Here is a 24,995-nt window from a genome sequence, read left to right as displayed (position 1 = left end):
GGAGCCGACCGGCCTTCGAGCCCTCGCACAGCCTTCCGCGAGCGCGTATGGACACGCGCACGTGGGGACGTCGGCTGCGACGCCAACTCCCCTACCGCGCAAGGGACTTCTACCATGAAGCGGTGTCCTACGGGGGAAGAATACGGATCACGGCACTGGTTCTCGGTTTCCTGGCGCTGATCGGGCTGTCGCTCTTCTCGGCGTTCGGCGATGTCCACGGGCAGGCGAGGACCTCGCTGTCGGTGGCCATCGCCGCCCTGACCAGCCTTGTCCTGCTGCTGAACCCGCCGGCCCTGCGTCCGCCCGGGGACGAAGCGGTAGCGCGTTCCGCAGGCGTCGCGTTCACCGGACGGCTGGTGATCCTGGCGGTCTGGCTCCTTCGGGCGCTCATCTCCGGGTTCTCCGGATACTTCATCTCCAGCCGCCTCCAGGGGCAGCCCGGGTTCCAGGGCCGGGTCGCCCTGCTCACTGTGGTCGGCCAGTTGCTCGTACTGGTGACACAGTGCGGCAGGAGCATCGCCGGCTTCCGCCCCGACTGGGGGTTCTCGCGCGATGTCCTCAGCGTGGCCCGCTACCTGCTCAACGGGGCCGTCCTGGTGTACCTCGCCGGATACGCGACCACGCTGCCCGACCTTGTCGAGACCGCGCTGACCGGGCCGCCGTCCCACGTGTACCGCTTCTGCACGGGCCTGGGCCCGGCATGGCTCGCGGCTCCGCTGACGGTCGTTGTGTGTGTCGTCTGGTTCTTCGGCGTGCTCGTCGTCGAGAGTGTCCTGCAGTGGCTGCTGGCCGCAGCGTTGGGGCGGGAGAACTCTCTCGGCGAGTGGCTCGGCGAGCACACCCCGATCACCTACCGCCGCACCGACACGTCGGTCACGTTCGACTTCGACTTCTGGCTCATCCGGTTCTACTACTACAACAGTTACCAGGGTCGGGCCTTCCTGGGGCGGCTGCTGTTGGACGTGAAGTACAGCAGCGACTTCCCGGGATACGGCGACGGACCCACCGCGCGGCAGCGCCGCACGTGGGAGGCCCACGTCCGGCCCCTGACCGACGAGGAGCGGCAGAGCCTGAGCGACCGGATCGTCGCGGCCATGATGGCGCAGGCGCCGCCCGAGTGGGACGCGCTGACCCTGGAGTACCGAGCCGTCGTAGGACACCAGGAAGTCCAGCTGGAGGTGGATCCGCCGGCCGGTCGGGCCGGGTGGTACCCGTCGGAGGCGGAGGATGACGACTCGGGCCGCGCCATCACGCAGCTTCCCGACTTCGCCGAGCGCGATGCGCTGTGGCGGCTGCGTGAGGCGAGCTACTCGGTGGACCACGGCGTGTTCTACGTGCTGGTCATGACGGTCAAGAAGGTCGATCCGGCGTGGCGGAGCCGCTCGGACGGAAGGCCCTGGCGCTTCATGTCCCCGGTCGTGGACCGAGAGCGCCGGCCCGCCTGGGAAGAGCCGCCGACCGCTCGCCAGTACCGCCGGGATCTGCGCCGTTTCCCGACCGCGCGGGGCCGACGTCCCTTCTGGCTGCGCAACAAGGTGAAGCGGATCGGCTGACCCGCTCGGAGCACGCGCGTGGCAGGCGGCATCGTCGCTGAAATCAAGCCGAGTTTCGGACTTTTCTCGTAACGACCTTCCCTTCGCGGTGCTTTCCGGTAGCACCAAGGCTTCCTCAAGGGTCTTGACGGCGCCAGTTGGTTCCATTGATCATTAAAGCGGCTCCGTGTGATGTAAGTGACGTATTGGCTCCGTGTGACCTTGCTCGGCCGTAGATGGGGGAACTGGCTGAGACGAGCCCGGCCGGTCGGCGCGCGCTGACAAGTGATGGCGGATTCTGTGCACCCGTCATTGGCCGAGACGGCTCGCAGTCGCGCGTCACGCTCCCCCAGGGAGGAGGAACTCAAGCCCGGTGCGGTCTTGAGCACCTCGCGATCTGAGCGCGTTTGTGACTGAAAACCCATCAAAGGTTGACAAGGTCTTCAGACGCCCGGAGGGGAGAACGTTGAAGTTCCGAATACTTGGCCCGCTCGAGGTGGAAGACGCCAATGGAACCACAGTCGTTCCACAGGCATTTAAGCTCCGCTCGCTCCTCGCGCTCCTGTGTGTGAATGCCAACAGTGTGGTCTCCACGTCGCACCTGATCGATGCCCTGTGGTCCGGAGAGCCGCCACGGACCGCCGAGACAGCTCTTCAGGTCTATATATCCAAACTCCGCAAGCATTTCAAGAAATTCGGCGGTTCTCCCGGTCTGCTCGCCACCCGACCGCCGGGCTACTGTCTGCAGGTGAATCGGGGAGGACTCGACCTACAGTGCTTCGACGCCATGGTGGCGCAGGCCAGGAACGCCGCCGCCTTCGGGCGGATGGAGGGCGCCGCGGCGCTGTTGACCGAGGCCAAAGCCCTGTGGCGGGGTCCGGCGCTCGCGGACGTGCGCTCCGTCCCCGCGCTCGACGGCTATGCCCGGCGGCTTGAGGAGAAATGGTATGCCGCCTACGAACGGCATGTGGAGATCGAGTTGGCCCTGGGACGGCACAGCGCACTCATCAGTGAGCTCTACGGCCTCACCGCCGAGCACCCCACCTGGGAGAATCTGCACGGCTGGCTCATCATCGCACTTTACCGCAGTGGGCGGATCTCGGAGTCCCTGCAGGCCTACAGCCGCGTCAGAATATCACTCGCACATGAGCTCGGCGTCGAACCGAGCGCACGCCTTCAGTATCTGCAACGTGCCGTGCTCGCCCGCGAAACATGGTTGGACGATCCCTCTCGGCCGATTTTGGCCGAGCGTGCGAGTTGATCGATCGCCGTTTCTGGGGATTGGTGGATGGGAGTCGCAGCGTTCCGTGCGGGCGCTGTCCCCCACCACGCCCTGCCCCTCCGTCGTGCGCGCTCCCGGTTTTAGGGACAAGAAGCCAGGGTTTTAGCGGCACGTGGTCTTCTGGACACACGCGTCCGAACTTCCACCAAAGGTGGATTGAGGAGAGCTTCATGTCCAAGGTCCTGGTCGTGGGGGGTGGCCCTGGTGGCTCACTGGCAGCGACACTGCTTGCGCGCGCCGGCATCTCCGTGACCCTGCTGGAACGAGAGACATTTCCCCGTTACCACGTCGGAGAGTCCCTCACGTCGTCCTGCCGCGTCATGATGGATATGGCCGGTGTGCTGGACAAAGTGGACGCGATGGGGTTCACCAGCCGCCGGGGTGCGCTGCTGCGCTGGGGGAACGAGGACTGGACGATCGACTGGCACGAGCTCTTCGGACCAGATGTACGCGGCTGGCAGGTCGAACGCGCGGACTTCGACGAGGTGCTGCTGCGAAACGCCCGGGAGCAGGGGGCCGAGGTCATCGAGGGGGCACACGTCAAGAAGGTGGTGTTCGAGGGGGACCGGCCCGTCGCCGTCGACTGGGTGGACGCCACGACCCGCACCCCCCACCGGGTTGACGACTTCGACTACCTCATCGACGCCTCTGGCCGTGCGGGTGTGCTGTCGGCCCAGCATTTCAGGGACCGCCGAGCCCATGAGATCTTCCGCAACGTCGCGGTGTGGGGCTACTGGGACGGCGGTTCACTGCTGCCGGAGACACCCTCGGGCGGCCTGAACGTCGTCTCCGCTCCGGACGGCTGGTACTGGGTGATTCCACTGCGCGACGAGCAGTACAGCATCGGATTCGTGACGCACAAGACGCGCTTCACGGAGCTGCGCGGGCAGTTCTCCTCCGACGAGGAGATGCTCCAGCACCTGGTGCAGAAGTCGGACACGGTCCGAGACCTGCTGTCGAAGGGAACATTCCTGGGCCGGGCCCGTGTCGAGCAGGACTACTCGTATGTGGCGGACAGCTTCAGCGGACCTGGCTACTTCCTGGTCGGTGACGCGGCCTGCTTCCTCGACCCCCTGCTGTCCACCGGAGTGCATCTGGCCATGTACAGCGCCGTGCTGGCCGCGGCGTCCGTCATCGGCACGGCGAGCGGTGACATCAGCGAGGCGGAGGCACAGGGCTTCTACGAGTCCCTGTTCCGCAATGCCTACGCTCGGCTGATCGTGTTGGTGTCCGGTGTGTACGAGCAGTACAAGGGCAAGGACAACTACTTCTGGCTGGCTCAACGGCTGGTGCGGGAGAAGGAGAAGTACACCCGTCCCAACGGCGCCTTCGCCGAGATCTCCGCGGGTCTGAGCGACCTGCGCGACGCCAGGGATGCGCGCGGCACAAGCGTCATGCCGGAACTCCTCCAGGAGGCCGACCAGGCCAGGCAACGCGCCGACCGTGAGGCCCCGGACGGGCAGCCGAACTTCACCGCTCTGCGTATCGAGGCGAGTGACCTCTACGACGCGGCCTCGGGGCTCTACCTGGTAACCACCCCCTCGCTCGGGGTCAGGCGCGCGTCCGCGCCCGCCCGTTCCTAGTGCCGCCCCCGGCCGACGGCGCCGGAGCACCGGCGTCAGACCGCTCCTGGGATGTCCGGCCCGCCCGGCCTCCATCGCACGCACCGTCAGACCAGAATGGGAGTCCCACGATGTCCGCGCTTCCGCCCGAGGTGCTCAACTGGTTCCTCGACCAGAACCCCGACCTTGACGAGGTGGACCCCGACCTCGACCTTTTCGACACCCGCCTGCTCAACTCGCTGTCCCTGATCGAGTTCGTCGTGATCATCGAGAAGGCGAGTGGCCGGACCATCGACCGCCGCAATCTGCGTACCGACGACTTCCGGACACTGCGCCGGATCGAGGAGTGCTTCTTCTTCGCTCAGACGGACACCGCCGCACAGGAGGCCGGGGCGGCCGCCGGCTCCCAGCCCGGCTGACCGCCCGCGCGACCGGATGCCTCCGCATGCCGGGGCCATGAGGACGGACGTCCACGCCGTCCGAGGCGCGGCGTGCGACCCGACGAAGAGAAGCAGGAGATACGCGTGCCGACGGCCCGGGTGAACGGAATCCGACTGAGCTACCGGATCCGCGGAGAGGGCGATCCGCTGCTGCTGATCGCTCCAGCGGCCGCATCGGCCATGTTGTGGGACCGCCACCAGGTCCCGGCCCTCGTCCGGGCCGGATATCAGGTCGTCACCTTCGACAACCGGGGGAGCGCCCCCTCCGACGTGCCGCCCGGCCCGTACGTCCTGGGGGATCTGGTGGCCGACACGGCCGCCCTGATCGAGGAGCTGGGCATCGGGCCCTGCCGGGTGGCAGGAGTGTCGATCGGCTCCATGGTCGCCCAGGAACTGGCGCTGGAACGCCCCGACCTGGTCACCGCGGTGGCGCTGCTCGCCACCCGGGGCAAGGGCGACGCCTTCCGTGACGCCCTGGCCCTCGCGTGTGCGGACCTGATGCGTTCGGGCAAGGACCTCCCCGACCGGTTCGCAGCCGTCGCCACGATGACCCAGCTGTTCGGGCCCGCGACCCTGGCGGACGACCGGCGGGCCGACGACTGGCTCACGACGCTCTCCCTCTTTCCCCAGCGCAGCGAGGGCTGGGCCGCTCAGTACGAGGCGACGATCAACGAGGACCGGCTGCCCGGGCTGCGGAAGCTGAGCCGCCCGGCGCTCGTCGTCGCCTTCAGCCACGACATGATCATGCCGCCTGCGATGGGCCGAGCCGTGGCCGACGCCATCCCGGAATGCCGCTACGAGGAGCTGGACGGCTGCGGTCACTTCGGTTTCCTGGAGCGGCCCGACGACGTCAACGAACTCCTCGTGGACTTCTTCCGTACCGCCCCGGCCCGTGCTGTCCGGCCCGCGACCCGCCAGGAGCCTCCGTGCACGACGAATCCATGACCCTCAGGACCGAGCACGAGGGCCGGTGCACCAGCCTGTTCCTGCGACGCCCCGGCGAACTCGCCTTCGACCTGGTGGAACGTTCCGTGGGCGCGCCCGGCCCCGGACAGGTGGAGATCGGTGTGGCGGCTGCCGCGCTGAACTTCCCCGACGTCCTCACCGCACTCGGGGTGCTCGACGACTACTTCGAGAAGGCCCCCGAACCCGGGCTCGACTGTGCGGGCGTCGTCACACGGACCGGACGCGGCGTCACTGATCCGGCACCGGGGGACCGGGTGGCCGCCTTCACCGAGGGTGCTTTCTCCTCCGTCGTACACGTCCCGGTCACCTCGGTGCTGAGGGTTCCCGGCCGGATCTCCCTGGAGCAGGCGGCCGGACTGCCCGTCGCCTACCTCACCGCTTGGTATGGCCTGCACCGGCTGGCCCGGGTGCAGCGCGGCGAGCGCGTCCTCGTCCACTCCGCGGCCGGAGGAGTCGGCCTGGCCGCCGTCGCCGTCGCACGTCTGCTGGGCGCGACCGTGCTGGCCACCGCCGGGACCCCCGAGAAGCACGCCCATCTACGGGAGTTGGGGATCGACCACGTCATGGACTCGCGTTCCATGGCGTTCGTCGAGGAGACACTGGCCGCCACGGACGGCGAAGGTGTCGACGTGGTGCTGAACTCGCTGGCCGGTCCCGCCCAGCAGGCCGGACTGGAACTTCTTCGGCCGTTCGGGAGGTTCGTGGAGATCGGCAAACGCGACATCATGGCCGGCAACCCGATCGGGCTCGCACCGTTCCGGCGCAACCTCAGCCTGCACAGCGTGGACCTGCTCCTCCTGGGCCGGACCAGACCCGGCCTGGTGGCGTCGATGCTCGACGAGCTGGGCCCGCTGCTCGCGTCGGGCGAGCTGGGTCCGCTGCCGTACACGGCGTACCCTGTCGGACAGGCCGCGGACGCCTTCCGGAGGATGGCGGGCGGCCTGCACACGGGCAAGCTCGTGCTGACGTTCCCTCAGCTGTGTGAGGACGCCTGAACGGAGCGGCCGTCCGCCGCATCGCGCCGACGGAACATGTTCATCACCGTCATGGTCAGTACGGCCTCGTTCTCCTGATTGAGCACCTCGACCCTGGTGTGCACGATGCCCCGGTCCGGCTTGGAGCGGGAGGGCCGAGCCTGAAGCACCGTCGTGCGGATCGACAGGGCGTCGCCCGGCCGGACCGGCTGCAGCCAGCGCAGTTCGTCGACTCCTGGGGAAGCGAGGCTGGCCACCTTGCTCACGTAGTGGTCGGCGTAGAGACGCATCATCAGCGCGGTGGTGTGCCAGCCGCTCGCGATCAGGCCCTTGAACGGGCCCTGTTCGGCCGCCTCGGCGTCGGCGTGGATGCTCTGCGGGTCGAAGCGCCGGGCGAAGTCCAGGATCTCCTGCTCGTCGACCCTGATGCTGCCGTAGGTGTGGACGGCGCCCGGGAGGTAGTCCTCGAAATACCGGTCGTCGATCGGTGCGGCGAAGTCGGTGGTATGCGCGGTCGTGGCCGTCATCCGTTCTGTTCTCCTCGGCCGTCGTGGTCGGTCAGGTCCGTTCGCGTGTGCGGATACCGTAGCGGTGAGCGACGTCCACGAAGGCGTCCAGAGCGTTCGGATCGGCCAGCGCCCCCGGCGAGACGACGTCCTCGGGTGCGGCGCCGCCCAGGATGCGCTTGACGGGTATCTCCAGCTTTTTCCCCGACAGCGTCCGCGGGACGGACGGCACGGCCACGATGTGGTCGGGTACATGGTGTTCGGAGAGGGCGTCGCGCAGTTCCCGGGAGATCCGCAGCCGCAGTGCGGTGTCCAGGCGTAGTCCGTCCCGCAGTTGCACGAAGAGCATCAGTTTGCCGTCGGCCGGCCGTTCCAGGTGGACCACGAGAGAGTCGACCACTTCGTCCAGATCCTCGACGACCGAGTAGAACTCGGCGGTGCCCAGGCGTACCCCGTTCCGGTTCAGCGTCGCATCGGAGCGCCCTGTGATGAGGCAGCCGCCCCGTTCGTTGATCGTGATCCAGTCGCCGTGGTGCCACACACCCGGGTAGGCGGAGAAGTACGCCTTCCGGTAGCGCTGACCGTCGGTGTCGCCCCACAGCCCGACCGGCATGCTCGGCATGGGCCGGGTGATCACCAGCTCACCCGTCTGCCCGGTCACGGACCGGCCGGAGGGATCGTAGGCCTCGACTCCGGCGCCCAGGCAACGGCACGTGATCTCGCCCGCGTGGACCGGCAGCAGCGGTACACCTCCGACCAGGCCCGTGCACACGTCGGTTCCGCCGGACAGCGACGTCAGCACGAGGGAGCCGGCGGCCGGGGCTGCGGACTCGTAGACCCAACTGAACCCTTCGGGGGGCAGGGGGGAGCCGGTGGAGCCGATGCCGCGCAGCCGGGACAGGCCGAAATCCGCACGCGGTGTCAGCCCTGCTTTGCGGCAGGCCATGAGAAACGGCGCCGAGACGCCGAAGTACGTGGTCCCCGACTCCTCCGCCAGCCGCCACAGGGCGCCGAGGTCGGGATGGTGGGCACTCCCGTCGTACAGCACCACGGCGCTGCCCACGGCCAACCCCGAGACCAGGTAGTTCCACATCATCCACCCGGTGGTGGTGAACCAGAAGAAACGGTCACCCGGGCCGAGGTCGTGATGGAGCGCCAGCATCTTCAGATGTTCGAGCAGGATGCCGCCGTGGCCGTGGACGATCGGTTTGGGCGGTCCCGTGGTCCCCGACGAGTACAGAATGTACAGCGGATGCGTGAAGTCCACAGAGACGAAGTCCAGTTCCCCCGGCTCCGCGAGCAGATCGGTCCAGGTGTGCGCGTCATGTGTGTCGTGTGTGGCGTACGGGTCCTGCGGTCCGCAGCCGAGATAGGGCAGCGACACGGTGTGTTCCAGGCTCGGTAGCGAGGCACGGATCCCAGCGACCTCGGCGACCCTGCTGACATCCTTGGAGCCGGAACGGTATCCGTCGACGGCCACCAGGACCTTGGGCGCGATCTGACGCCACCGGTCCTGCACAGACCGGACGCCGAACTCCGGGGCGCAGGAGGAGAAGACCGCTCCGAGGCTTGCGCAGGCGAGGAGCAGCACCAGCGCCTCGGGTATGTTCGGCAGGTAGGCCGCCACCCGGTCCCCGCGGGTCACGCCGAGGCGTTGCAGGCCACGGCGGGCGCGGGCCACTTGGTCGCGCAACTCGCCTGCGGTGAGGGCGACATCGGGCCGGGTCTGGGAGTAGCCGAACACCATGGGCTGAGACTCGTCCGCCCCGGGCATACGCAGGACCCGCTCCGCGTAGTTGACCGAGGCGCCGGGAAACCACGCGGCCCCCCGCATGGTGGGCCCGTCGACGAACGCCCTGTCCGGTGTCCCGCCGCCCACGGCTCCGACCTCGAAGTACTCCCAGATCGACGACCAGAAGCCGTCGAGGTCGTCCACCGACCACAGCCACAGCGCCTCGTAGTCCCGGAAGCGAAGCTTGCGGTGGTCCGCCAGCCAGCGGAGGTAGTCCCCGATACGCGCGTGCTCCAGGACGTCACCCGGAGGGGTCCACAGGGGCCTGGCCAAGGTCATGGTCACTCACCTCTCAGCGCCGAGGGTCAGGCGGGCCGGGGAACCTTCGCCCAGCACCACGAGGGATCCGACATATCCGGGGGCCGGGTCCAGGGGCACCGTGTCCCATCCGCTGCCCCGGCCGGGGTGTTCGCGGCCTATGCCGCGCAGGCCGTCACCGGTCGCCTTCACATAGGCCTCGCGGCGGGTCCAGATGCGGTACCACGTGCGCAGCCGGTCGGCGCAGTGTGTGCGGGCCCACAGCGCACGTTCCTCGGGGGCGAAGAACCTGCGGGCGATCTCCTCGAAGGGCCGGCCCGGAAGCAGCTGCTCGATGTCGATCCCGACGCACGCCGTGGTGCTCACCGCCACGGCCACGAGTCCGCTCGAGTGGGAGAGGCTGAAATCGACGCCCCGGTTGCGCGGTCCCACAAGACGGGGGCGCCCCCCGCCGCCGGCGACGATGACGCTCTCTTCCGGTGTCATCTGAAGCTGTGCGGCGAGGACATGGCGCACCAAGGCCCGGCCCGCCACATAGGCGGCCCGTTCGTCCTCCGGCAGGATGCGGCGCATCCGGTCGACCTCCGAAGCGTGCAGCATCCCGAGATCGGCAGCGCGCTCGGGACCGCCCTCCCCTCCGACCGCCGCGCACCAGACCTGCACCGGCCGTCCGAGCAGGAGGAACGTGCCCAGGGAATCAGCCCTCAATTGCTGCTCCTTCGCGCGCGGTCGGCTGAATCGAGTCGCGCCCCTGCGACCGCGGGCGGGGTCGAGTGGATTCCTCATTGTCGGCGAATCCATGAGAAGGGTAAACCCCACCCCCAAAATGCCACTTATCAGTCGCTTAATCCGGCCCGGCAGCACGTTTAGGTCGGGCTTCGGTCGCCCTTTAGTGGTGTCTGGGCTAATGGCGTTGATGGAAAGCAGTCAGCAGCTTCACAGGAAGAATCGAGAGGGTGAGTATGGGCCGATCCGTTGAGCTCGCCTCGGCTGACCCCAATTTGGATCTAGTGCTCAGAGTGATTCCCGCCCTGGTGGGCATACTTGTCGCCTCCGCGGTGTGCGGCCGGCTGGCTCGTATGGTCGGACAGCCCCGTGTGCTCGGGGAAATGGTCGCCGGTGTCTTGCTCGGGCCGACGCTTCTCGGCGCCGTGGCCCCAGGCCTCCAGACCCGGCTGTTTCCCCAGGAGGTGAAGCCGGTTCTCTACGTGCTCAGCACCTTGGGTCTGACCCTGTACATGTTCCTGGTGGGCGTCGGGTTGGACCACGGCAGCCAAGCGGGTGGGGAGCGCGGAGAGGGCCGGAAGGCTTTGATTCTCGCGGTGTCCGGAATCGCCCCCTCCCTGTTGTTGGGCTTCGGCGTCGGCTTTCTCTGGTACCAGTCGCTGTCCGGTCCTGGCGTCTCCCGGCTGGAATTCGCGTTCTTCGTCGGCGGCGCCTTGTCCATCACGGCGTTCCCCATGCTCGCCCGCATCCTCTACGAACGCCGGCTCGAGAACAGCAGACTGGGACGACTGTCGCTGGTGGGCGCTTCCATCGACGACGCCGTTGCCTGGTGCCTCCTGGCCGTGCTGGTGGTCGCTCACTCCGGGAACAACTGGTGGCACGCGGTGCGAACCATCGTCCTCGCCGCGGTGTTCGCCGCCGTGATGCTGCTGGTCGTCTCCCGGGTACTGCGCCCGCTGGGGGAGCGGGTGGCCAGGACCGGGCAGTTCGGTCCCGGGGACATGTACATGGTGTGCGTGACCGTGCTGGCGGCGGGCTGGTTCACCGACTACATCGGTGTCTATTCGGTGTTCGGAGGCTTCATCGCCGGCCTCGCCATGCCACGCGATCCCGCGTTCAGGGAGGCTCTGCACGCCAGGACGATGGAGTTCGTCTGTGTCTTCCTCCTGCCCGTCTTCTTCGCCCTCTCCGGCCTCAACACGAAGCTGAACGGGGTGTCCGACCTGACCCTCGTCGCGGCGTTCCTGTCGTTGCTGCTGGCCGGGTTCGTCGGCAAGTACTTCGGCTGCGGACTCGCGATGCGTGGCATGGGCTTCCCCTGGCGCGAGTCCCTGGCGGTCGGCGGCCTGATGAACGCGCGCGGTCTGATGATCCTCATCTTCATCAACATCGGACTCGCCCAGCACATGATCAGCCAGGACGTCTTCTCCCTGCTGGTCCTCGTCGCGGTGGTGACCACGGCGGGCGCGTTGCCGCTGTACCGCTGGGCCCTGCCCGAGCGCGTCGAGGCCGCGCTCGGTCGGCCCGTGAGCATGTCGAGCCCCCTCGGCAGCCCGTCACAGGAGCCGGAAACCGTGGCCGGCCGCGGCGGGGCGGGCTGAGCGGCGGGCGAATACCAGCCGACGCACGAGTGCCAGGCGGACGCCGCACGTCCGCCTGGCACCGAGCCGGGACGGGAGCCGGTCAGAGGGAGGCGCCACCGTCCACCTGGATCACCTGACCGGTGACGTAGGAGGCGCGGTCGGAGAGCAGAAAGGCGACCATCTCGGAGACATCGTCCGGGGAGCCGAACCGCTGAAGCGGGATGCGCTCCAGCATCTTCCCCCGGGCCTGCACCGGGATGTCCTCCATCATCTGGGTCTCCGTGATGCCGGGAGCCACCACGTTGACGCGCACGCCGTGCGGAGCCGCCTCCCTCGCCAGCGACTTGCTCATGCCGATGACGCCGGCCTTGCTCGCCGCGTAGTTGCTCATGGTGACGAATCCGCTCAGCGCGACGATGGACGAGATGTTGACGACGGTCCCGCCGCGCCGACGCAGCATCCCGTACATCACCGACTGGCAGATGTTCCAAGTGCCGTTCAGGTTGGTGTCGATGACATCGACCCAGGACTGCGCAGCGAGCAACACCATCGGACCGTTCCGGGTGATGCCGGCATTGTTGACGAGGGCGTTGATCGGTCCGATCTCGTCCTCCGCTCGCTGCACGGTGTCGTCCACCGCGTCCCGGTCCCGAATGTCGCACTCGGTGAAGAGGGTCCGTACGCCGAACGCCCGCACCTTGGCCTCGGTTTCCCGGGATTCGTCGCTGTCGGCACGGTAGAAGCCGATGATGTCGTATCCGTCGGCCGCCAGCCGCAGAGCGATACTGCGGCCGATGCCACGTGCTGCCCCGGTCACCAGCGCGACGCGGCGGCCCTCGGTTCGGTCGTCGCGCCGGGCGTCGTCCGCACGTTCCTCCGGCATGTGGCCTCCTTTGTCTATCCTCCGTACCAGCCAAGCACCGACCGGTAAAGCGCCTCCTAAACGACGGAAAACCGGCCCGCCCGTGTCCGTGGTGGGCGTGCACGACGGCATGGCCCTTGCCGCGGCCGCGGTGCATGGTCGGGGCGTAACCGAAGACGAAGGCCGGCGCGGTTCGGACGACGACCGTGGCGGCGTTGTGCAGCCCGGCGGGACAGTCGCAGGACTGCCCGCCGGGCCGGTGGGTGTGCGGGGGTCAGGGGCTGGTCCAGGTCGCTCGGTTGGTCTTGAACACCCCGCAACCGAGGGCGAGTTCGACCCAGCCGTGGACGACGGCGTGGGTGGAGCGCGCCACCTCCGTCCACGGGCTGACCGCGCACCACACGTGCAGGGTGACGGCACCGTCGCCGCTGCAGTAGGCGTGCGTACGGCTGTCGTCGGGATGCCCGTTCGCGCCGTCGCCATAGACGATTTCGCACTCCACCGGGTCGGCATGCACCTGGGGCGAGAGCTGAGAGGCCGAGCGGGTGCCGGCGGTGGTGGCCGCGCCCGCCGGAGCGGCGAAGGCCAGGCCGGCCGCGGCGGCCATCGTGACGGCCACCGCCGCGGACCGCTTTCGCATCCTGCTACGCATCGCTGATCGGTTCCTTTCGACGTGTGTCACAGGGAGTTGAGCCCGTTCCAGCCAGGTGTGCGGGAGAGCTTGTTGACCCAGAGATTGGGTGCCCATGTGGGGCTGACGTAGATCGGCTCGTTCGGGCTGGGCAGCGTCAGGTTGTAGGCGTGCAGCACGTCATAGGCGTGGTTCATGCAGTTGTCGCCGAACAGGTTGTATCCCCTGCCGATGTTGGCCTGGGCCTGCACGGCCGCTGAGTGCACCGCGCTCTGGTTCGCGTCCGCGCACGTGTACTGCTTGTAGTAGCCCCCCGGATGCTCGTTGGCCTTCGCGTTCCGGAACGTGTCGAGCACCTTTCGCCAGTTGCCGGTGTCCACCCACGCGCCGTTGCGCTGACCGGGCGGAATCTTCCGGGCGTTCGGGCCGCCCTCCTCGCCGCCCGCGCCCTCTGTCGCTCCGAAGAACCAGTGATCGCTGGGCGGTTCCTGGAAGGCCCATCCGACATGCCCGAAGCCACCGGCTCCCTTGGGCGCGAGAAAGACACAGGCCTGGCCCCGGCCGCGGGCGAAAGCCTGGTTCGGCAGGGCCACGCTGCTCAGGAGAAGCGCGGCCAGCACCGCGAGCAGCGCCGACACGCTTGGGCGCAGTCGACCGGGCCCGGCGGCGTTCGGTGCTGGTGCGGACGCTCGCGCTGACCGGCATCCCCACGTACTGCGACTCATGAACCCTCCCCATCCGCCGATCCGACGCCCGTTCCGACGCCGCCGGCCGGTGCTGAATCCGGTGGTTCCGGGGTGCGGGTGGCGCACACACCTGGATGCGCGGCCCCTGCGGCGGTCCACCGTCTCGGTCTTTCAACCGTCTAGTGGATTCGGAGCTCGATGGGCATGATGCGTTGCAGATGCGCCTGACCACGCATCAATGCATCAATCCATCGGGGGAGACATGGGCCGTCGAGAAGTCGAGATCGATCCGCTGGCCGGGCCCGTCGAGGAACTGGCCGGAGCCCTCAGGGAGTTACGCGCCGCGTCCGGATTACCGACCTACCGGCAGATGGCCGCACGCACCCACTACTCGGCGTCGGTGCTCTCACGCGCGGCCAGAGGATGCCAACTGCCCTCGCTGGAGGTGATCAGGGCGTTCGCCGAGGCATGCGGAGCCGATCCGGCCCCCTACGAGCAGCGATGGCGGAATGCGCGCAAGGCCCTCGGCACCGATGAACCGGCGGACGAACGCAAGGCGGCGCCCGCCCATACCGGTCCCCTCCTGGACGACACGGTATCTTCCGCCTTCGCCGCTTCGGCCGCTCCGGACGCGGTTCCGCTCCGGTCGGCCGGGCGAACGGTTTCGGCCTCAGGGCGGTGGCGTCGCAGGCACCTCCTCCTCGCGGGCACGGGTATCACCGTCCTCACCGCGGGATGCCTTGTGGCCGCGTTCGCCATCGGCTCGCCACAGACCGGCTCGACCACCTCACCCCGTGGCTGGCGGGCCGTCAACCAGCACGTCATCGATCAGCGGGAGCCTTCCGGCGCGTACGAGGACATGGACGGAGACGATCCGCGGGCCCGCGGCTGCGACGCGGACATCTCCACCGTGACGACCGTCCCTCTCGACCTTCCCGGCGGCGAGCGTTTCGGCGATCTGCTGCTGCGGCGCAGCAGCACCTGCGGGACGGTCTGGGCGTCGGCCCGCTACAGCAATCCCTTGCTGTATGCGGTGCGACTGGCCGCCCACCGCCCCGCTGACGGTGCCGAGGTCCACTCGGAGTGGAGCAACAACACCCCGCCGGGCAGCTACGGAGACATGCTGTCCACCGCGACGGGCTGCGTCTGGGTCGAGTCCGTCGTCGTCACGCCGAAGGGCACCGGCCCGACCGCCCGGACGCCCTGCTTGCGGTGAACACGCCGAGGCGGATCAGGATGGGGGTGCGAAGCCGAGGCTGGCGCGGGCTGTGGTTGAGGAGGCGGGGGCTGCGGGCATTGAGGTTCCTGGGCATGTTGTGGTGGTTGAGGGCGGGGCCAAGAAGACACTTCGGCGTTTTACTGATGCGGAGTATGCCGAGCGATCGAAAGATGGAATCCCGGGAATTCGGGGACCCATCTGCGGCAAGCCAGTGTGTCGTATTTGGCGAACGGCGCTGAGGTCCCCATCGGCTCGTGGTTCCCCAACAAGAAGTTGACGAATAAGCAGTTCACGCGGCGTCAGGTGGATGCGCTGAAGGCTGAGAGGCGGCCTCGAAACGGCGCACGGTCAACGCCGCGATCCGTGGTGTCCGTGTCGTCGCCGAGCGGGCCGACGCCCTGCTCAAGGTCGCTTCAGGACCCTGAGTCCATACAGTACAATTGTGGCTCATAAATCTCGCCTTCACATTGCTGGTCGAGCATTCGTCGAAGTCGATTGCTGTGGGTGGCATCACCCGTTGTTCTCATTGCAAGAGTTTGGCGCTGGATTGGGGTTGTTGTGATGGTTGCTGGTCGAGTGGTGCGGTTTGACAGTGCGCGGGGTTATGGGTTCATCGCTCCGGAGGACGGGGGCGAGGACGTGTTTGTACACGTGAACGACATACGGTTCCCTGAGGACCAGGTGCGCCTGGGGCTGGCCGTGGAGTTCAAGATCGAGGAGGGAGACCGCGGCCCCAAGGCGTCGTCCGTCCAATTGGCGTTCGAGGCCGACGGCAGGGGACCGATGATGCCGGTGGCCTCTGCTTCGGAGATCTCGGCAGGCGGCGACGAGGCGACGTGTGATGTTCTCAGTGTCGACGAGTACCTCAGGGAAGTGACGGAGCTGTTGCTGCAGTCTGTTCCCTCGCTCACCGGCGAGGAGATCCTGAATGTGCGTATGAGCCTCGCCCGGAGCGCGAAGCGCCATGGCTGGACCGAGGGCTGACAGACGCCGACCATCTCCCAGGTTGGCCGGGCAGGCACTTCTGGGTGCTGCTGTGCGACCACTGCCCAGCGCCGATTGCGGACCACCGCGCACAGACGTGTGGCCGTCGAGCGACGTGACCATGCGTCAGTCGGGCTGGGCCGTGGGCGCCCGTTTGAGACTCGGGACGCGACTCCTGTCCGCATCGAGCCCGATTCGCGCTGAAGTTGCTGGTCGCGGGGCCGGTGTGATGGCTCTCGCTGGGGCTCGTGCTGGTCGTGGCTCGTTGTCCGGGTTGTAGATCATCTGTCAGCGGGCGCCGAGTCCGGCCTTGCGGAGATGGCGTGTGATGTCGTGATGACGGGCGGTGGTGATTTCGGAGGACCGCCCGGGGTGGTCGGCGGCCGGCCGGTGCAGCCGTCTCCGCCTCGGCCTGCGCGTGCAACCGGACGAGCACCTGCTCCGCGCAGGCGAGTTCCTCCCGCTCGGCCCGGACCGTTTCCAGCTCCCGGCTGGTCGAGGCGGTCCGACGGGACCTGCATGATGCGGACGGGCGGGCGACGGGGGCTGGCCTCCGCGTCATCTGGACCGGCGACAGCACCATGGCCTTGGCCGGGTCGGGCTTGGTGGTGAAGGCTCGCTCGTCAGGGATGTGGGTGGCGTGCCGGCGGTCGCGGTCGTCGGTCCAGGACTGGGGGCGCCGGTAAGAATGCTGTCACCAGCCGCAAACGGTGGTGATCTTGCGAGGATGTCACTCGTGTGAGTGAGTCCGGGGTCGTACAGCTGCGCGGGGTGAAGCCCCGAGAGGACGATCTACGACCGTGGCCCGTACCCCTTTGGACCTGGACGACCTGGTCGAGCACTGGACACTCTTGAAGGACGAGCAGGGGCTCGTGTCCGGCAAGCGCGGTGCGACGCGACTGGGCTTCGCCGTTTTGCTGAAGTTCTATACGCAGTACGGCCGGTTTCCCCGGAGCCGGTTCGAGTTGCCGGGCGAGGCAGTGGAGTTCGTCGCCCGGCAGGTACAGGTACCCGCCGCCGAGCTGGACGTGTACGAGTGGACCGGCCGGACGGTTGAGTACCACCGCGCGCAGATCCGCGGGCACCTGGGCTTTCGTGAGTGCAGCGTTGCGGATGCGGACAAGCTGACCGCCTGGCTCGCCGAGCACGTCGCGTGCAAGGAGCGGCGGCCGGAGCAGGTACGGGTGGAACTGCTGGCTCGCTGCCGCACCGAGAGCATTGAGCCGCCGACTCCGGGGCGGTGCGACCGGATCGTGGGCGCCACGCTGCGAGTGGCTGAGGAGACGCTGACGGCGGGGATCTCGGCGCGACTCACGGTGGAGAGCACGGAGCGGATCGTCGCCCTGGTCGCTGGCGCCGACCAGGCGGACGACGCCATACCCGATGAAGCCGGTACAGGTGAGGGCGAGGACGGCCCGCCGGTCCTGGGGAAGATCAAGGAGGCTCCGGGCAATGTGAGCCTGGAGACGATGCTCACCGAGATCGACAAGCTGCTAGCGGTCCGTGCGATCGGGCTGCCGCCGGACCTGTTCGCCGACGTCGCGCCGAAGGTGGTGGCCGGATGGCGGGCGCGGGCCGCGGTGGAATCCCCGTCGCACTTGCGGACGCACCCGCTGCCGCTGCGGGTGACGCTGCTGGCCGCGCTGCTGCACGAGCGGGAGCGGGAGATCACGGACACGCTGGTGGAGCTGCTGATATCCACGGTGCACCGGATCGGGGCGCGGGCGGAGAAGAAGGTCACCGAGCAGTTGGTCAACGCGTTCAAGAAGGTGTCGGGCAAGGAGAGCATCCTCTTTAAGCTCGCCGACGCGTCGATCGGCGAGCCGGAGGGCACGGTCCGCGAGGTCGTCTACCCGGCGGTGTCCGGCGGTGAGCAGACGCTGCGGGAGCTGGTGCACGAGTTCAAGACCCGCGGCCCGGTCTACCGGCGCACGGTGCAGACGACGCTGAAGGCGTCGTACACCAACCACTACCGGCGCGGGCTGATCAAGCTGCTGGATGTGCTGGAGTTCCGTTCGTCCAACCACACGCACCGGCCGGTGATCGAGGCGTTGGCGCTGGTGGCCCGGTACGCGGCGGCGGGCAACACCACGTACTACCCGCTGGGTGAGACCGTGCCCGTGCACAAGGCGATGGGCGGGGACTGGGCGGAGGTTGTCCACTGTACCGACAAGCGCGGCCGACGCCGTGTGGTGCGCATGGTCTACGAGGTTGTTGCCTTCCAGGCCCTGCGCGACCAGCTCAAGTGCAAGGAGATCTGGGTGGTCGGCGCCGACAAGTGGCGCAACCCGGACGAGGACCTGCCCCAGGACTTCGCCGAGCGGCGCGAGGAGAACTACCGCGAGCTGCGCAAGCCGCTGGACGCTGCCGTCTTCGTCGACGAGCTGCGCGAGCAGATGACCACCGAACTGACGCTGCTGAACGATGGGATGCCGCGCTTGAGCTGGCTGGACATCGCCGAGCGGAAGTCCGGGGCGATCCGGCTGACCCCGGCCGAGGCCCAGCCCGAGCCGAAGAACCTGCGCAGGATCAAGGTTGAGGTACAGCGCCGATGGGGCATCGTGCCGCTCATCGACATGCTCAAAGAGGCCGTCCTGCGCACGGGCTGCCTGGACGCGGTCACTTCTGTCTCCGGCGGCGGCTCTCTCTCGGCGGAGGTACTGGCCGAGCGCCTGCTCCTGGTGATCTACGCCTACGGCACGAATACCGGGATCAAGGCCGTCGCCTTCGGCGGCCACGGCCACACCGAGGACGAACTGCGCTACGTCCGCCGCCGCTACCTGTCCGCCGAGGCCGCCCGCGCCATCGCCATCCAGATAGCGAACGCCACCTTCGCCGCCCGCAGCGCCGATCTGTGGGGCCAGGGCTCGACCGCGGTCGCCTCCGACTCCATCCACGTGCGCGCCTACGACCAGAACCTGTTCACCGAGTGGCACTCACGCTACGGCGGCCGCGGGGTGCTCATCTACTGGCACGTGGAGAAGAAGTCCCTGGCCATCCACTCCCAGCTGATCAACTGCACCGCCTCCGAGGTCGCCGCGATGGTCGAGGGCGCGATGCGGCACGGCACCACCATGGACGTCGAGGCCAACTACACAGACAGCCATGGCCAGTCGGAAATCGGCTTCGGCATCACCCGGCTGCTGAACTTCGACCTGCTGCCCCGCATCAAGCGGATCAACAAGGTCAAGCTGTACCGGTCGGCGGCCGGCGACCCGGACGCTTACCCCAGCCTCACGCCGGCACTGACCCGCCCGATCCGCTGGGAACTCATCGCCCAGCAGTACGACCAGATGATCAAGTACGCGACCGCGATCCGAACGCGGACCGCGTCCACCGAGGCGATCCTGCGCCGCTTCACCCGCAACGCCTCCCACCCCACCTACGCGGCAATGCTGGAGGTCGGCCGCGCGCAGAAGACCATCTTCGTGGCCCGCTATCTGCGGCTGAGGGACCTTCAACGGGAGATCGAGGAGGGCCTGAACGTGATGGAGTCCTCCAACGGAGCGAACTCCGTGATCGCCTACGGCAAGGGCGGGGAGATCGCCTCGAACCGGCGCGACGAGCAGGAGATGTTCGTCCTGTGCCTGCGGAGCCTCCAGTCCGCCCTGGTCTACGTGAACACCCTGATGCTCCAGGACATCCTCGACGAACCGGAGTGGGCCAGGCTCCTCACCCCGGCCGACCGGCGCGGCCTGACCCCATTGTTCTGGTCGCATGTCCGCCCGTACGGTGAGGTGAACCTCGACATGGATACCCGGCTTGCCCTCTCTGTGGCTGCCATGCCTGGCACGCACTCGCTGCGTAACCCGTACGTCTCCAGCGGCGGAGAAGACGCCGCCGCCGTCGACACGGGAGGCAACCTGCTGGTGCAGGGGCCCCTGAGGGCAGCCGTCGACGAGATACCTGGGATGGGCTGATATTGGCTGGTAAATACCTTTTTCGGGTCGTAAGAATGAGTAGTTATTATTTGGTTTTTTCTGCGAGGGGGCGGAATGGACCCGTTGGTGTTGGCTGCCGGGACGGCGTTGGTGGGTGCGATGGCCACGGACGCCTGGCAACAGGCCAGGGCGGCCACGGCAGCCTTGTGGCACCGGCTTCACCCCGAACACGCGGACGATATCGGGGCCGAGTTGGAAACTCTGCGCGCGGGCGTTCTCAGTGCCCGCGAGCAACATGACCACGACACCGAAGAGGCGCTGACAGGGGTCTGGCGCCTGCGGCTCCAGCGGCTGCTCTCGGACGATCCCGCGGCGGCCGGCGAGCTCCGGCGTCTGTTCCAGGAGCACCTCGTCCCGGCGCTGCCACCGGACGAACAGCGCGGCGTCCAGTCGATCGTCATGCGCGCCGAGGCCCGTGACCACGCGCGGGTGTACATGGCCGGCCGCGACCAGCACATCACAGGCTCATGACCACCCCCGCGAGCAGGGGCGAAGACGCGACGGCACAGGTGCGTATTGAGATGCACGCCGACGGCAACGCGCAGGGCTATGTGGCCGGGCGGGACCAGTACGTCATCCAGGAGGCGCCTGCGGCCCCGGCACCGGTCACGGCGCTGCGGACGCTGCCGCGGGACGTGGCCGCCTTCACCGGCCGACAGGCCGAGGTGGACCAGATCCTGGCCGCAACGCAGCCATCCCGGGTCGTGGCTATCCACACCATCGACGGCATGCCCGGGGTCGGCAAGACCGCTCTCGCCGTCCACGCCGCCCACCAGCTCACAAGCCGCTATCCGGACGGGCAGATGTTCCTGCGGCTGAACGCCCACACCGCCGGCCACAACCCGGCCGACCCAGCTGACGCCCTCGCCGCCCTCTTGCTCAGCCTCGGTATCGACCCTCCCAGCATCCCTGACGGTCTGGACGCCCGCGCCGGCCTGTGGCGCGACCGGCTCACCGGACGACGGATGCTTCTGGTGCTCGACGACGCCGCCAGCCACGCCCAAGTCGAGCCGCTCCTGCCCGGCTCGGAAGGCTGCCTGGTACTGGTCACCAGCCGCCACCGCCTCACCGCCCTGGACGGCGCCACCCCACTGCCTCTGGACACCCTCTCGTCGGCGGATGCGGCCCTACTGTTCACCCGTCTCGCCCACCGCACCCCCACCACAACGGCCAGCAGCGAAGCCCTCGCCCGGATCGTGGAGCTATGCGGCTTCCTCCCCCTGGCCATCGCCCTGCTCGCCGGCCGCTTCGCCCACCACCCCCACTGGAACCTGACCGACTACGCCGACGAGTTCGCTGCCGCCCAGGACCAGCTCGGCGAACTCGCCACCGGCGACCGCGCGGTGAAAGCCGCCTTCGACATGTCCTACCGCGCCCTCCCACCCGAGCGGCAGCGCCTCTTCCGCTACCTGGGCCTGCACCCCGGCCCCGACACCGACGCCTACGCCACCGCAGCCCTCGCCGATATTCCCCTTTCCAAGGCCCGGTGCGAACTCGAAGCCCTGTACGAGGACCACCTCATCCACTCCCCGGCCGTCGGCCGCTACCGCTTACACGACCTACTACGCGCCTACGCCCGAACCCTCACCACCGGACACGATCCGGCCGACGTGCGTGAAGCCGCCGCCAGGCGGCTGCTGGACTACTACCAGCACGCCGTTGAGACTGCCGACCGACACCTCACTGACAGCTCCCGCCCCACCGCCCCGGTCCCCAGCACTGCCCCTGCTGCACCCAGTGTGGCCACCCACCAGCAGGCCCTGACCTGGACGCGCACCGAACACCCCAATCTCACCGCCTGCATCCACCAGGCTCACGCCACCGCACAGCACTCCCACGCCATCCGCCTCACCGCCGCCCTGGCCGCCTACCTCCGCCAGCAAGGCCCCTGGCACGAGGCCATGAGCCTCCACGAGACCGCGGCAACCACCGCACACCGCACCGGCGACCGCCTCGGCGAGGCCAATGCCCTGCGGGAACTGGGCCAGGTGCGGGCTGCGACTGGGGACTATCCGGCAGCCGCCGACCTGGAACAGCAGGCACTGAACCTCTTCCGCACCATCGGCAACCGCAGAGGTCAGGCGCACGCCCTGTGGGACCTGGCGCGCGTGCGGGCTGCGACTGGGGACTATCCGGCAGCCGCCGACCTGGAACAGCAGGCACTGAACCTGTACCGGAGCCTCGGCGACCGCCTCGGCGAGGCCAATGCCCTGCGGGAACTGGGCCAGGTGCGGGCTGCGACTGGGGACTATCCGGCAGCCGCCGACCTGGAACAGCAGGCACTGAACCTGTACCGGAGCCTCGGCAACCGCAGCGGCGAAGCCTACGCCCTGGAGGAACTAAGCCGCGTGCGGGCTGCGACTGGGGACTATCCGGCAGCCGCCGACCTAGGGCAGCAGGCACTGGACCTCTTCCGCACCATCGGCAACCGCAGCGGCGAAGCCTACGCCCTGGGAGACCTGGGCCGCGTGCGAGCTGCGACTGGGGACTATCCGGCAGCCGCCGACCTAGGGCAGCAGGCACTGGACCTCTTCCGCACCATCGGCAACCGCCATGGCGAGGCCAACGCACTGCAAGACTTGGGCCGCGTGCGGGCTGCAACTGCGGACTATCCCGCAGCCGCCGACCTACTGAAGCGGTCTAGGAGCCTGTTCAGGGAGGTCGGTGACGTCCAGGGCGAGGCCGAGGCGTTCAACAGCACCGGCGCACTCCTGGCTGCATCCACTGGACCGCAAGAGGCACAAGTCGCGTACCGGGAGGCCCTGCACCTGGCACGTCAGGTGCAAAGTCCTCTGGACGAGGCCCACGCCCTCGAAGGAATCGCCCGCTGCCAGGTACGGACCGGCCAGTGGCAGGCCGCCCTCGCCGACCTCCGCCAAGCGGTGAATATTTACAGGCGCATTGGCGCCGCTGATGCACCCAGCGCTGCCGAAAACTTAGCGCAGTTGCAAGCACAGCACCCCGCAGACATAGCTGTTCAGGAACCGACCGATTGATGAGCAAGATCGGCAAGTATGAGTTCGAGGCCAGATCAGGGCCGGATCATGCCCATAAAACGGTGTCAGAAAGTCGATGTGCTCAAGAACTTGATGGGCACCGTTTTCTGTACGATCTGGCGGGTGCCAGCCACCCCAGGACGATGACACCACCGATCTCCTCGCACTCACCGAAGCAGGATGCATCCGGATCTTCGCCGACAAGAAGTCCGGCAAGAGCGCCGAACGCGAGGAACTGCGGAAAGCCCTCGACTACCTGCGCGAGGGTGACACCCTCGTCGTCCCGTCGCTGGACCGGCTCGGCCGTTCTATCCAGGACCTCATCGCGATCGTGTCCGGCCTGCGCAAGCGTAGTGTCGGCTTCACCTCGCTGCACGAGGCGCTCGACACCACCACGCCCGGCGGACGCCTGGTCTTCCACGTGTTCGCGGCCCTGGCGGAGTTCATTCGCGAACTCATCGTGCAGGGCACCAACGAGGGCCTGGACGCCGCTCGCGCCCGCGGCGTCCGACTCGGACGCCCGCCGGCGATGACGGAGGAGCAGGTGCGTCACGCCCGCGACCTGCTCGCCCGCCCAGAGAACACCGTCACCTCGATCGCGAAGCTCCTCGGCGTCTCCAGGAACACGATCTACAACTATGTTCCCGAGCTGAAGGGCGGTCGCCTCGCACTCGCTGAGGCGACGAGCACGCCGGAGCTGCCCCAACCCACCAGGTCCGAGGACTGATCACCGCCGTTTGCGGCTGGTGGCAGAGTTCTTACCGGCACCCCCGGACGCGGCCCACGGCTTCCTCTTCCAGCACCACGAGGAGTTCGCGAGCGATGTCGTGCGCTTCCTCGACCAGGCGCGCCAACCGGCTCACCCTCGCAAGGAGAAACCATGTCCAGCGACACCGCCCTCGGTCACGACGTCCTCGTCCTCGACCCCGTGCCGCAGAGCGTCCCCGGGCTGCTGCCCAATGGGGAGCCCCGTGTCTACCAGCCCGTCGCGGTCACCCTCGTCCACGGCAGGCAGGACGCCGTACTCGTCGACCCGCCCATGACCCGTGGGCAGGCGCGAACGGTCGGAGACTGGGTCGCGGCGAGCGGGAAGCGGCTGACGCACATCGTCGCCACCCACGGACACGGTGACCACTGGTTCACCGCCCATATGCTCGCCGAACGCTTCGGCGCGCAGGTGGTGGCCTCGGCCGCCACCATCGAGCAGATGCACAACAACGTGGCCGCCAGGGAGGTGCTGTGGGATGTGATGTGGCCGGGCCAGATCCCGCCGTCCCCCGTCACGGCCGTCACGGTACCCGGCAACCGCCTCACCCTCGAAGGACACGACCTCGGCATCGTGGAAGTCGGGCACGCGGACAGCGACGACTGCACCGTGCTGCATGTGCCGGACCTCGATCTGGTGGTGGCCGGCGACGTGCTCTACAACGGTGTGCACCAATACCTCGGTGAGGCGGCCGAGGGAAGTCTCGGGGCCTGGCGGAAGGCCATCGACGCCGTCGCCGCGCTGGGGCCGCGCCGGATCGTCGCGAGCCACCAGAACAAGAACCTCGACGACGACGCGGCACGGCTCATCGCCGAGACCCGCCGGTACCTCGACGACGCCGAGGTCACCCTGGCCACGCACGACACCCCCGTCGAGTTCTTCCACACCATGATCAGGCGCTACCCCGAGCGTCTCGGTACGACGGTTTTGTGGGTCAGCTCGCGAGCGCTGTATCTCGCACGCGAAGGCGGTGACCCCGTGCAGAACCTGCTCACCGCCTGGCTGTGATCCGATGCGGAGGCGCTGCCGCAGGCGCTTGTGAGCCATGCGCACGTAGCGGACCGGGTCGAGGGTCTGCACTGTCATCGCGGTGCGAGTGCGGGCACTGATCCGGGCGCAGGCAGATCGCCACTGCCCACGCGGCGACCCACCGAACCGGGCGCCGTCCTTACCTCGTGCTGACCCGCTCCGTCCGCGTCCGGCCGGCGTCGGCCGGACAGCGGGAGGCGTCCTCCGCCTCGACCCCGACCGGCTCGCCCCTACGGGCCCGGACCGCTGTATGCGGTCTC

The 24,995-nt window shown here is 68.2% G+C and carries 20 protein-coding genes and 1 pseudogene; 15 read left to right on the top strand and 6 right to left on the bottom strand.

Annotated features, from left to right (window positions below):
* Positions 1-122 precede the first annotated feature (122 nt).
* The 6 genes from AB0L95_RS19595 (at position 123) to AB0L95_RS19570 (ending at position 6,777) form a co-directional block, all read left to right on the top strand.
* Entirely contained in the window at positions 123-1,553 is a 1,431-nt protein-coding gene (locus tag AB0L95_RS19595; protein WP_365162927.1) for a hypothetical protein, read from the top strand.
* Between the two features lie 445 nt (positions 1,554-1,998).
* The gene (locus tag AB0L95_RS19590) at positions 1,999-2,793 is read left to right on the top strand and encodes an AfsR/SARP family transcriptional regulator (RefSeq protein WP_365162926.1); all 795 of its coding nucleotides are present in this window, start codon (positions 1,999-2,001) and stop codon (positions 2,791-2,793) included.
* Positions 2,794-2,984: 191 nt separating this feature from the next.
* Entirely contained in the window at positions 2,985-4,397 is a 1,413-nt protein-coding gene (locus AB0L95_RS19585) for an NAD(P)/FAD-dependent oxidoreductase (protein ID WP_365162925.1), read from the top strand.
* A 110-nt stretch (positions 4,398-4,507) separates the two neighbouring features.
* Complete coding sequence (locus AB0L95_RS19580; protein ID WP_365162924.1) at positions 4,508-4,795, top strand: phosphopantetheine-binding protein; 288 nt, start codon at positions 4,508-4,510, stop codon at positions 4,793-4,795.
* 72 nt (positions 4,796-4,867) lie between these two features.
* Positions 4,868-5,761 (top strand): alpha/beta hydrolase, encoded by an 894-nt coding sequence (locus tag AB0L95_RS19575; RefSeq protein ID WP_365162923.1) that lies wholly within the window; start codon positions 4,868-4,870, stop codon positions 5,759-5,761.
* Positions 5,743-6,777: a zinc-binding dehydrogenase gene (locus AB0L95_RS19570; protein ID WP_365162922.1), complete on the top strand. Its 1,035-nt coding sequence runs from the start codon at positions 5,743-5,745 to the stop codon at positions 6,775-6,777. Before AB0L95_RS19575 ends, AB0L95_RS19570 begins: the two co-directional genes overlap by 19 nt.
* On the opposite strand, the gene AB0L95_RS19565 is transcribed toward AB0L95_RS19570, so the two are convergent.
* The 3 genes from AB0L95_RS19565 to AB0L95_RS19555 are packed head-to-tail and all read right to left on the bottom strand — an operon-like array spanning position 6,756 to position 10,020.
* Positions 6,756-7,283, bottom strand: coding sequence for a MaoC family dehydratase (locus AB0L95_RS19565; protein ID WP_365162921.1), 528 nt, complete (start codon positions 7,281-7,283; stop codon positions 6,756-6,758). The genes AB0L95_RS19570 and AB0L95_RS19565 overlap by 22 nt on opposite strands.
* A 31-nt stretch (positions 7,284-7,314) precedes the next feature.
* Entirely contained in the window at positions 7,315-9,333 is a 2,019-nt protein-coding gene (locus AB0L95_RS19560) for an acetoacetate--CoA ligase (protein ID WP_365162920.1), read from the bottom strand.
* 6 nt (positions 9,334-9,339) lie between these two features.
* Positions 9,340-10,020: a 4'-phosphopantetheinyl transferase superfamily protein gene (locus AB0L95_RS19555; protein WP_365162919.1), complete on the bottom strand. Its 681-nt coding sequence runs from the start codon at positions 10,018-10,020 to the stop codon at positions 9,340-9,342.
* A gap of 311 nt (positions 10,021-10,331) precedes the next feature.
* Here AB0L95_RS19555 and AB0L95_RS19550 point away from each other — a divergent pair, with 311 nt between their 5' ends.
* Positions 10,332-11,639, top strand: coding sequence for a cation:proton antiporter (locus AB0L95_RS19550; RefSeq protein WP_365162918.1), 1,308 nt, complete (start codon positions 10,332-10,334; stop codon positions 11,637-11,639).
* Positions 11,640-11,721: 82 nt separating this feature from the next.
* Here the strand turns inward: AB0L95_RS19550 and fabG are convergent, their stop codons facing one another.
* The 3 genes from fabG to AB0L95_RS19535 form a co-directional block, all read right to left on the bottom strand.
* Complete coding sequence (gene fabG / locus AB0L95_RS19545; protein ID WP_365162917.1) at positions 11,722-12,504, bottom strand: 3-oxoacyl-ACP reductase FabG; 783 nt, start codon at positions 12,502-12,504, stop codon at positions 11,722-11,724.
* Positions 12,505-12,757: 253 nt separating this feature from the next.
* Positions 12,758-13,135: a hypothetical protein gene (locus AB0L95_RS19540; RefSeq protein ID WP_365162916.1), complete on the bottom strand. Its 378-nt coding sequence runs from the start codon at positions 13,133-13,135 to the stop codon at positions 12,758-12,760.
* 26 nt (positions 13,136-13,161) lie between these two features.
* Entirely contained in the window at positions 13,162-13,752 is a 591-nt protein-coding gene (locus AB0L95_RS19535) for a hypothetical protein (RefSeq protein ID WP_365162915.1), read from the bottom strand.
* Between the two features lie 310 nt (positions 13,753-14,062).
* On the opposite strand from AB0L95_RS19535, the gene AB0L95_RS19530 reads away from it, so the two are divergent.
* The 8 genes and pseudogenes from AB0L95_RS19530 to AB0L95_RS19495 all read left to right on the top strand — a co-directional run bounded on the left by AB0L95_RS19530 (position 14,063) and on the right by AB0L95_RS19495 (position 24,714).
* Positions 14,063-15,016 (top strand): helix-turn-helix domain-containing protein, encoded by a 954-nt coding sequence (locus AB0L95_RS19530; RefSeq protein WP_365162914.1) that lies wholly within the window; start codon positions 14,063-14,065, stop codon positions 15,014-15,016.
* Between the two features lie 564 nt (positions 15,017-15,580).
* A complete protein-coding gene (locus AB0L95_RS19525) occupies positions 15,581-16,003 on the top strand; it encodes a cold shock domain-containing protein (RefSeq protein WP_365163138.1) in 423 nt (140 codons plus the stop codon).
* Positions 16,004-16,803: 800 nt separating this feature from the next.
* Entirely contained in the window at positions 16,804-19,923 is a 3,120-nt protein-coding gene (locus AB0L95_RS19520) for a Tn3 family transposase (protein WP_365162913.1), read from the top strand.
* 120 nt (positions 19,924-20,043) lie between these two features.
* Positions 20,044-20,415, top strand: coding sequence for a hypothetical protein (locus tag AB0L95_RS19515; protein ID WP_365162912.1), 372 nt, complete (start codon positions 20,044-20,046; stop codon positions 20,413-20,415).
* Positions 20,412-22,940 (top strand): tetratricopeptide repeat protein, encoded by a 2,529-nt coding sequence (locus AB0L95_RS19510; protein ID WP_365162911.1) that lies wholly within the window; start codon positions 20,412-20,414, stop codon positions 22,938-22,940. Before AB0L95_RS19515 ends, AB0L95_RS19510 begins: the two co-directional genes overlap by 4 nt.
* 175 nt (positions 22,941-23,115) lie before the next feature.
* Positions 23,116-23,436: pseudogene (locus tag AB0L95_RS19505) on the top strand (recombinase family protein); the annotation flags it as partial.
* On the top strand, positions 23,422-23,667 hold the full coding sequence (locus AB0L95_RS19500) for a helix-turn-helix domain-containing protein (protein WP_365163136.1): 246 nt from the start codon (positions 23,422-23,424) through the stop codon (positions 23,665-23,667). The pseudogene AB0L95_RS19505 and the gene AB0L95_RS19500, both read left to right, overlap by 15 nt.
* 153 nt (positions 23,668-23,820) lie before the next feature.
* On the top strand, positions 23,821-24,714 hold the full coding sequence (locus AB0L95_RS19495; protein ID WP_365162910.1) for an MBL fold metallo-hydrolase: 894 nt from the start codon (positions 23,821-23,823) through the stop codon (positions 24,712-24,714).
* Positions 24,715-24,995 lie beyond the last annotated feature (281 nt).

It is taken from the genome of Streptomyces sp. NPDC052036 (assembly GCF_040680495.1).
GTDB lineage: Bacteria > Actinomycetota > Actinomycetes > Streptomycetales > Streptomycetaceae > Streptomyces.
The sequence above is the reverse complement of the archived record's forward strand: the minus strand, read 5'-3'. Positions and strand labels throughout refer to the sequence as shown.